The sequence below is a fragment of the Salifodinibacter halophilus genome, from assembly GCA_012999515.1.
Classification (GTDB): Bacteria; Pseudomonadota; Gammaproteobacteria; order Nevskiales; family Salinisphaeraceae; genus Salifodinibacter; species Salifodinibacter halophilus.
This window is the reverse complement of sequence record JABEEB010000803.1, coordinates 1-232: the sequence shown is the minus strand read 5'-3', so window position 1 is coordinate 232 and position 232 is coordinate 1. Positions and strand designations below refer to the sequence as shown.

The window sequence follows — 232 nt, the reverse complement described above, 5'->3', positions numbered from 1 at the left end:
GACGGCCGCCAGATCGCCTTCACCTCCGACCGCGGCGGCGGCAACAACCTGTGGCGGATGAACCGCGACGGCGGCAACCCGGTCGCCGTGACCAAGGAAGACTTCCGCCTGCTCAACAACCCGGCCTGGACGCCCGACGGCCAGTACCTGATCGGCCGCAAGCACTTCACCGGCGAGCGCTCGCTCGGCGCCGGCGAGCTGTGGATCTATCACGCCGCCGCGGGCGGCGGCG

Annotated in this window: 1 protein-coding gene; it reads left to right on the top strand. The window is 72.0% G+C overall.

The window, feature by feature from the left end; all coding sequences use genetic code 11:
- Nucleotides 1-232, top strand: a 232-nt coding sequence (locus HKX41_13800; GenBank protein NNC25207.1) for a hypothetical protein, incomplete at both ends; no start/stop codon positions are given.